Here is a 6,607-nt window from a genome sequence, read left to right as displayed (position 1 = left end):
AGGTGAATATAAAGATTTTAGAGAATGCCATATCTTGCCTGACTTATTGCTTATCTATCAAAAGAGGGAAGATATTTTAATCTTGAATGCTTTTAAATTAGGCTCACATAGTGAATTGTTTTGAAATACACAATGATGATAAACCCAATAAATTAGGGTTAGATACTGCCAAAAGCTAAATATTAGCCTTTGGTTTATCTTAATTTTTCAGTTTGTAGCTATAGTTTGCGGTGTTGTTATAATTGCTATAGCATTTTATTGTATCATTAGGTATTTGTTGAAATTACTTAAAGAGATAGGAGAAATGGAATGATTGGATTGATAGCTGGTTTTTTTGCTATTTTGGTCTTTTCTGGGATGATTATTTATGCTGGGTATTCATTATCAAATATCGATTAACTCTAAAATGATTATAAAATGCAAAAACAATTACTCTTAAAATTTGCCAAAAAATATATGTGGTCAGATAATGCACAAGAAGCTATCAAATACCCAAACAAAATAATCTTAAAAGTGATGGATATAGGGACTTTTGAAGATGTGCAACTTTTATTGAAAAATTTTGAAAAAGATTTTTTGATAGGAATACTTCAAAAGGCACAAATAGGAAGTATGCGGGTAAAATCTTGGTATCATTGGCATTTAGTTTTAAAAATCTGTGATTATAAAAATATCCCTGCCCTGCCTTCAAAAAGGATATATTAATCAAATGTTTTATTTAAAAATACTTCCAAAAGAACAAAAAGAAATATTTCAAGATCTACTGCCCATTACCCAAAAAGGGTTTATCCTATTTGGTGGGACGGCAATAGCTTTACAATTAGGGCATAGGGTATCAGTTGACTTTGATTTTTTTAGGAGCCTGCCATTAAACCAAATAGAAAAATCAAAAATCCTTAAATTATGGAAAGATTATGAAATATTTCAAGACCAAGAAGATGCCCTTGTGATAAATGTGAGTGGAGTAAAAATTTCTTTTTTTGGTGGTATTGACTTTGTGAATCTATGTGAGGGTAAAGAATTTCAAACCCTTAAAATCGCTAACCTTAAGGACTTATTGAGCACTAAATTAGCTGTCCTGACCCAAAGGATAGAATATAAAGATTATACAGATATAGCCAATATATTAAAATCAAATCATGTTAGCTTGAAAGAAGGCTTGATTAGGGCTAAAGAATTTTATCACAATCAATTCTCTATCCAAGAGACTTTAAAAACAATGAATTATTTTGAAGGCGGGGATTTACATAGATTACAACAAGTTGAGAAGGATATACTCATAAAAGAAGTTCAAAAGTTAGTTATGAAGAAATAACTAGTTATAAAATATTTAAAGTATAATATGAATGAGGTTTTGCCAGAGGGTCAGAACCTCTGACAAATTTATAACCTCGAAATGAGGTGATGAAGATGTCAATCTTTAAGATACTAGCACATATCTTGATTGTTATTATAACACTTTGTTTGTTAATAGACAAGGTTTATTGATTTTCAAGATAAATAGGAGGGTATAACCTCTTATTATTAGTATCTACCCTTACCTTCTTAAATGGTTATCAAGATATAATCTTTTAAAAAAATTATGCTTTGAAGCCTTAATCACTAAGCTTTCCTAATCCTTTTAATCTTAAAAAATCAGACAAAGAAATACCTAAGTCTTTTGCTTTAGCTGAAATGATTTGATATTCTCTTTCTACTAAATAAATCATTATCCTTTTTTCTTTCTTTTCTTCTTTTTTACTGGCTCCTTTGGATTTTATACTTTTTAAAGGGATTTGAGGACTTGGATTTGCCATTTTTTACCTTTCATTACTTCTTCACAATCTTTTTATTTTTATCATCATCTTTATCCATATCTAAGGCTGTTTTGATGGCAAGGAATGATAATCCAAAAAAAACCACTATAACAAGAGTAGCAGCAAGTATCTCTCTTATCATCATATTATTTTACTCCTTTTCAATTTGATTAAGTTTTTTATTTATCTTCATTGATAAAACAATGATACCCAAAATAATAGGCAATGTAATGGTAAATGCTATAATCAACTGCCAATATGTTGCTTTAAAAAGATTAATAAAAATCCATCCAATATCACTAAATAAAGCAACGACTATTAAACCTAACCAAAATTTTAATAAACTTACCTGTTCTTTTAATTTATCTAACTTAGGCATATTTATCCTTACTTCTTTACAATCTTTTTATTTTTATCATCATCTTTATCCATATCTAAGGCTGTTTTGATGGCAACAAATGGTATCGATAATGCTGAGACTAGAACTATAAAAAAAACAACATAATGTGCAATTTCAAGAATCATTTTTTTTCCTTTCCTATTTGATTTATTTTTTTTCTCATTAATTTTTTAATTATTAAAAGTGCAATCAATAAACATATTAACACAAATCCTGCAAGTATTAAAAACCAGATTTGTATTTTTTGAAAATTAACTACAAGCCAACCAAATTATACTGAGCATTGAAGCTACAATTACACCAAGCCAAAATCTTAAGGTTATTAATTCTTCTTTTAGTTGATCTAACTTAGGCATATTTATCCTTTTTTTTCAAAATACAAATATAAGTATAAATATAAAATATTTATACTTAAAATAATATTAAATAATTATCAAAATACTAATTAAATATTATTGATAAGGTTGTTTGAGAGGTATTTTTTTGATGATAAATTCTTCTAGGGCTATGACTTGGGGATGCAAGATATAATCTTTCTTTTTGATATTGAGATTGAGTATTTTAAGGGTATTGGTAAAAATCTCTTGATACTCTTCTTTGCATTGGTTGGTTTGTAAAAAGCTATCATATTCATTCACGATCAACTCATTTAGCACAAAAGGGGGGATATAGATTTCAAAGTCTTGTAATATCCCATTACCATCATAGATATAATAGCTTTTTTGTGCATTATCTTTATAGACTTCTCTTTTGAGAGGTAGCGGTATGGAAGTGGGCTGATTTGCTTTTATATCAATACATTCTCTTATATTGCCATAAGCATCAATTAGTGAGAGTGAAATATCAAACTCAAAACAAACTGCCCGTCTTTTCATTCTCTATCCCAAACACTAGACCAATTTTTTTTAAGATAATCATTAAAATCATCTCTTTCTTTTTCTCTGGAATCTCTTAATGTTTTTAAATCATTGTATTGGGTTTTGGCTTGTTTTAATGCAGCTTTTTGATTCAAATTAGAAAGGATACCATTAGTAATCCCCCCTGCTATCCCAAGCAATGAACCACCTAGATTTGTCCATTTAGCCACATTATCCCATGCATTGTTTGTTGGTTGTTGGTAATAGTTGGGCTGATTCCACCATTGCATATTATCCATTATTTTGATTCCTTTTTTATTCATTTTTACTTGATTCACTTTGTGAATCACAAGATCATTCATACGGAATAAATCCGTAAACATTTCTGAAGTCAGGGTTATTCTGTGCTACGCACATCATCAACCCAATTTTTATATGATTGACTCATTTTATGAAGTATATTGTATGGATATATGAGTGGGTAAAAAAGGGCGGGTTGTGTATGTAGATAACCATTTAAAGAAGTGAGGGTTATACCCTCTTTACCTTAAATTCAAAATATATACCAAATATCTTAAATTTGATGTATAATGATTTTAAGGTTTTGCTATCTCTTTTTATAGCAACTTCCTTAATATGGTTTTTGCCACTTTTTGAAGTGGCAAGTATATCATACTTCAAAAACACTTCAATCTTTTTTAAAACAAATAATATTTATGGTGTATAAAACTTACTTAAATCTATGTTTGGCTTTGTAGTGGTTGTGTCTTCTTGTGGATTTGATGAGTTTAGCTGATTGCTAAAAAGTTCTTTCGCACTTATAGGCTTATCTTGGGTTGTGGCTTGTGAAGAGGCTTTTTTAAAAGGTGCGTTTTTAAAAGTAAGTTTTGTGCTGCCATCCCAATCTTGCATTTGATCACTTAGATTTTTGAATCTTGTTAATTTATCTTCTAAAGCCATGATAGTGTCTTCATCTTGTTGTGTTGCTATTCCTCTATTTTTGAGGTTTTCTATTTGGCTCTGATATTTTGTTATGAACATATCTATTAGGGATTTTCTATTCTGTGCTGTGCCACCTTCTGTCCAGCCATCGACTAATGACATGGCTTCTTTTTGCTCAGCTCTATTCAAAACACCTTTATCAATCAAGTCTTTTACTAAACTTTTGAGCCTTAAGATATGTCCTGTGGTCTTTTCCATATCAACAGTTTTAGGGCCATATCGCCTAAGGGTTGTATCAAACCATCCGTATTGATAAGGGTCGTAATTTTGCATTTCATTGAACATCAAGTCTAAAGCTGTGGCTGTATCTGCTGTTTTTGAATAAAGCTGATTGGTCTGTCTTATTTCTAGTCTACCTCGCGGATCATTAGAAGGCACATCCGGGGCGATGCGGTATTTATAATTATCATAAAATCTAGGTTCATCACTACCTTTAGCATTCCTTATATCATCATAAGCGGTTGTATTTAGATTGGATAGGGCGATGCCTTCTTTACCCTTAGCTTTGGTAGCTAAGATATTATTATCTAGTGTTTCTTGATTGAATTTATTTTGTAAGATATGCCCTGCGGTGATGGCTTGTGTGTTATCTATTTGTGCTTTGGCTTGGTTTTGTTGTGCGTTTTGGATCCTATCAAACCAATCTAATTGCTTGCCACTTAAATTGGCTTGGTTTTGCATCGCTTGCTTTTGGATTGAATAGAGTTGGTCAGCTTTGAGTTCATTGCCAATCTCTTTTAAGCCTTGTGAACTAGCCATTAAGCTATCTGCCCATGCACTCTTTTTATTGTTCAATAAATTGATATAGTTTTGCCCTGCTTGTTGTGTAGCGTTTATATATTCATTCATCAGTTTTTCCTCCTATACAAAATTTAAGTGCGTTTTCTAACTCTAAGCGATAAGCGACCTCGCTTTTGGCTAGATCTATCACATAAGAGAAGTTTTGAGTGTTTTGGGTATAGGCTTTTTTTGGGAAAGAAATATTACATTTGATAGGGATATAGACTTTTTGTGTGATGATTTTAGGTTGAGCACTGCAAGCAATGAGCCATAAGGGTAAAGTGAAGATAAAAATTTGTTTTAAAAAAGCTTGAAGTGTTTTTGAAGTATGATACACTCGCCACTTTTTGAAGTGGCAAAATTCACTCAAGTAGGATGCTAAGCATAGCAAACCCTTAAAGTCATTATACATCAAATTTAAGATATTTGGGTAGGACTTTGAGTTTAAGGTAAAGAGGGTATAAACCCTCACTTCTTTAAGTGTTTTATTTTTCATTCTCTACTTCTTTTTGAAATAAATAAAACGGAATTTCTTCCTTATCTCCTCTGCCTTCATCATAAATCTTTTGCCAAGCTTTGGATTGATGAGACTTTTGAACTAATTCCCACGGACGCAATTTAATAGATTCTTTTATGATGCTATCAATAATCCTTTTATAATGCTCATTCAAAGGCAAATCCTGCTTGATCTCAACTAAACCATTAAGAGGATTGCTACCAAAGATACTGTAGTTATAATAAACTTCTCTTATCACAGGACCCCATTGATAAGCTTGGAAATCTTTGTCTGTGATGAGTCGTTTGCCTGTTTGTTTTAAAAATCCAATATGGACAAAATATAAAAATTTCAATAAAACCAAATTTGAGATTTTATAATCTAACTCATCGCACTTATAAATAATGTATCTTGCTAAATCTAGGGCTTTGATATCAGCTTCTTGGTGTATGTCTTTGGCAAAAGAAATAAATAATTTTTTAAAAGCCTTTATTAAAAAATTGGGTTGTGAATTTTTGAATTTGATTTTTATTTGAGCATCATGAGCTATATCCGATTTTAGGGTTTGGCTAGAATAATGCAAAATTAACTCTATGGCATCAGGAGTATATAACTTTGTAAAATCAGCTAGCAGAGGCTCTAAATATTTAAATTTTTGTTCTGTAATGACTCTATCAAATCTATCTTTACAAATAAATTCAAAATTCAAAAGTTCAACTTTGCTGCCTATCAAATTTAATTGAGTGCGGATTTTTTTAATTATTTTCTTATAATTAATTAGTTTCTTATAAAACATTGTTTTCTACCTTTAATATTACATCACTTATTTTTTCTGGGAGATGGTTTAAGAGTTCATATAAAGTCTTTTTTGAATTCAATACACTAAAAGACTCATTGTTTTGCTTGTAACTATCCCCTACTAAGATACAACCTATTGTGTCTTTTGGGTAATTGCCTGCGTGGATAAGTATGTCTCTATCTATAGGAACATCAATATTATGCAATAGTGGTAATTTGAGTTTGAATCTTTGGCTATGATGCCATATGAGACCATATTTGCCCTCTGGGATACGATAACCCTTATCCCTCTCAATCCCTTCGTTCAATGGCTCTAAGCCATAGCATTCAAAAAGTATCTTATCGTTGTCTATTAGTTTGAGTTTTGAAAGGGTAGAGTCTTTGGCTTCTTTGAATCTTGTTAATAATAAATTCATTTCATTGTCCTTGTAAGTAGTGATTAGGCTTTCTTCTATGGATAAGGGTTTAGGGTTTTTGA

Annotated in this window: 13 protein-coding genes; 3 read left to right on the top strand and 10 right to left on the bottom strand. The window is 30.8% G+C overall.

The window, feature by feature from the left end; all coding sequences use genetic code 11:
• From BKH44_RS04965 to BKH44_RS04955, 3 genes are all read left to right on the top strand, one after another.
• A partial coding sequence (locus BKH44_RS04965; RefSeq protein WP_143428306.1) for a type II toxin-antitoxin system mRNA interferase toxin, RelE/StbE family occupies positions 1–124 on the top strand: 124 nt, incomplete at its 5' end.
• A 293-nt stretch (positions 125–417) separates the two neighbouring features.
• Complete coding sequence (locus tag BKH44_RS04960) at positions 418–705, top strand: hypothetical protein (RefSeq protein ID WP_095270678.1); 288 nt, start codon at positions 418–420, stop codon at positions 703–705.
• Positions 706–709: 4 nt separating this feature from the next.
• Positions 710–1,315 (top strand): nucleotidyl transferase AbiEii/AbiGii toxin family protein, encoded by a 606-nt coding sequence (locus BKH44_RS04955; RefSeq protein ID WP_095270676.1) that lies wholly within the window; start codon positions 710–712, stop codon positions 1,313–1,315.
• Between the two features lie 280 nt (positions 1,316–1,595).
• Here BKH44_RS04955 and BKH44_RS04950 read toward each other — a convergent pair whose 3' ends face one another.
• From BKH44_RS04950 to BKH44_RS04915, 10 genes are all read right to left on the bottom strand, one after another.
• Positions 1,596–1,796, bottom strand: coding sequence for a hypothetical protein (locus BKH44_RS04950; protein WP_095270673.1), 201 nt, complete (start codon positions 1,794–1,796; stop codon positions 1,596–1,598).
• Positions 1,797–1,809: 13 nt separating this feature from the next.
• Positions 1,810–1,941, bottom strand: coding sequence for a hypothetical protein (locus BKH44_RS08970; protein WP_257842595.1), 132 nt, complete (start codon positions 1,939–1,941; stop codon positions 1,810–1,812).
• Between the two features lie 6 nt (positions 1,942–1,947).
• Complete coding sequence (locus BKH44_RS04945) at positions 1,948–2,175, bottom strand: hypothetical protein (protein WP_095270670.1); 228 nt, start codon at positions 2,173–2,175, stop codon at positions 1,948–1,950.
• Positions 2,176–2,183: 8 nt separating this feature from the next.
• Complete coding sequence (locus tag BKH44_RS08805) at positions 2,184–2,321, bottom strand: hypothetical protein (RefSeq protein WP_180674115.1); 138 nt, start codon at positions 2,319–2,321, stop codon at positions 2,184–2,186.
• Between the two features lie 327 nt (positions 2,322–2,648).
• Positions 2,649–3,071, bottom strand: a complete 423-nt coding sequence (locus BKH44_RS04940; RefSeq protein ID WP_095270667.1) for a hypothetical protein — start codon at positions 3,069–3,071, stop codon at positions 2,649–2,651.
• The gene (locus BKH44_RS04935; RefSeq protein ID WP_143428305.1) at positions 3,068–3,352 is read right to left on the bottom strand and encodes a hypothetical protein; all 285 of its coding nucleotides are present in this window, start codon (positions 3,350–3,352) and stop codon (positions 3,068–3,070) included. The genes BKH44_RS04940 and BKH44_RS04935 overlap by 4 nt, the downstream gene beginning before the upstream one ends.
• Before the next feature lie 415 nt (positions 3,353–3,767).
• Positions 3,768–4,904, bottom strand: coding sequence for a hypothetical protein (locus BKH44_RS04930; RefSeq protein ID WP_095270663.1), 1,137 nt, complete (start codon positions 4,902–4,904; stop codon positions 3,768–3,770).
• Entirely contained in the window at positions 4,897–5,331 is a 435-nt protein-coding gene (locus BKH44_RS04925; RefSeq protein ID WP_095270660.1) for a hypothetical protein, read from the bottom strand. Before BKH44_RS04925 ends, BKH44_RS04930 begins: the two co-directional genes overlap by 8 nt.
• Positions 5,321–6,127 carry a type II toxin-antitoxin system antitoxin SocA domain-containing protein gene (locus BKH44_RS04920; protein WP_095270657.1) on the bottom strand — a complete coding sequence of 269 codons (807 nt, stop codon included), beginning with the start codon at positions 6,125–6,127 and terminating at the stop codon, positions 5,321–5,323. The genes BKH44_RS04925 and BKH44_RS04920 overlap by 11 nt, the downstream gene beginning before the upstream one ends.
• Positions 6,117–6,545, bottom strand: coding sequence for a DUF5675 family protein (locus tag BKH44_RS04915; RefSeq protein WP_143428304.1), 429 nt, complete (start codon positions 6,543–6,545; stop codon positions 6,117–6,119). Before BKH44_RS04915 ends, BKH44_RS04920 begins: the two co-directional genes overlap by 11 nt.
• Positions 6,546–6,607 lie beyond the last annotated feature (62 nt).

Source organism: Helicobacter sp. 13S00477-4 (assembly GCF_002272785.1).
Classification (GTDB): Bacteria; Campylobacterota; Campylobacteria; order Campylobacterales; family Helicobacteraceae; genus Helicobacter_J.
This window is presented reverse-complemented; position numbering and strand designations above follow the sequence as displayed.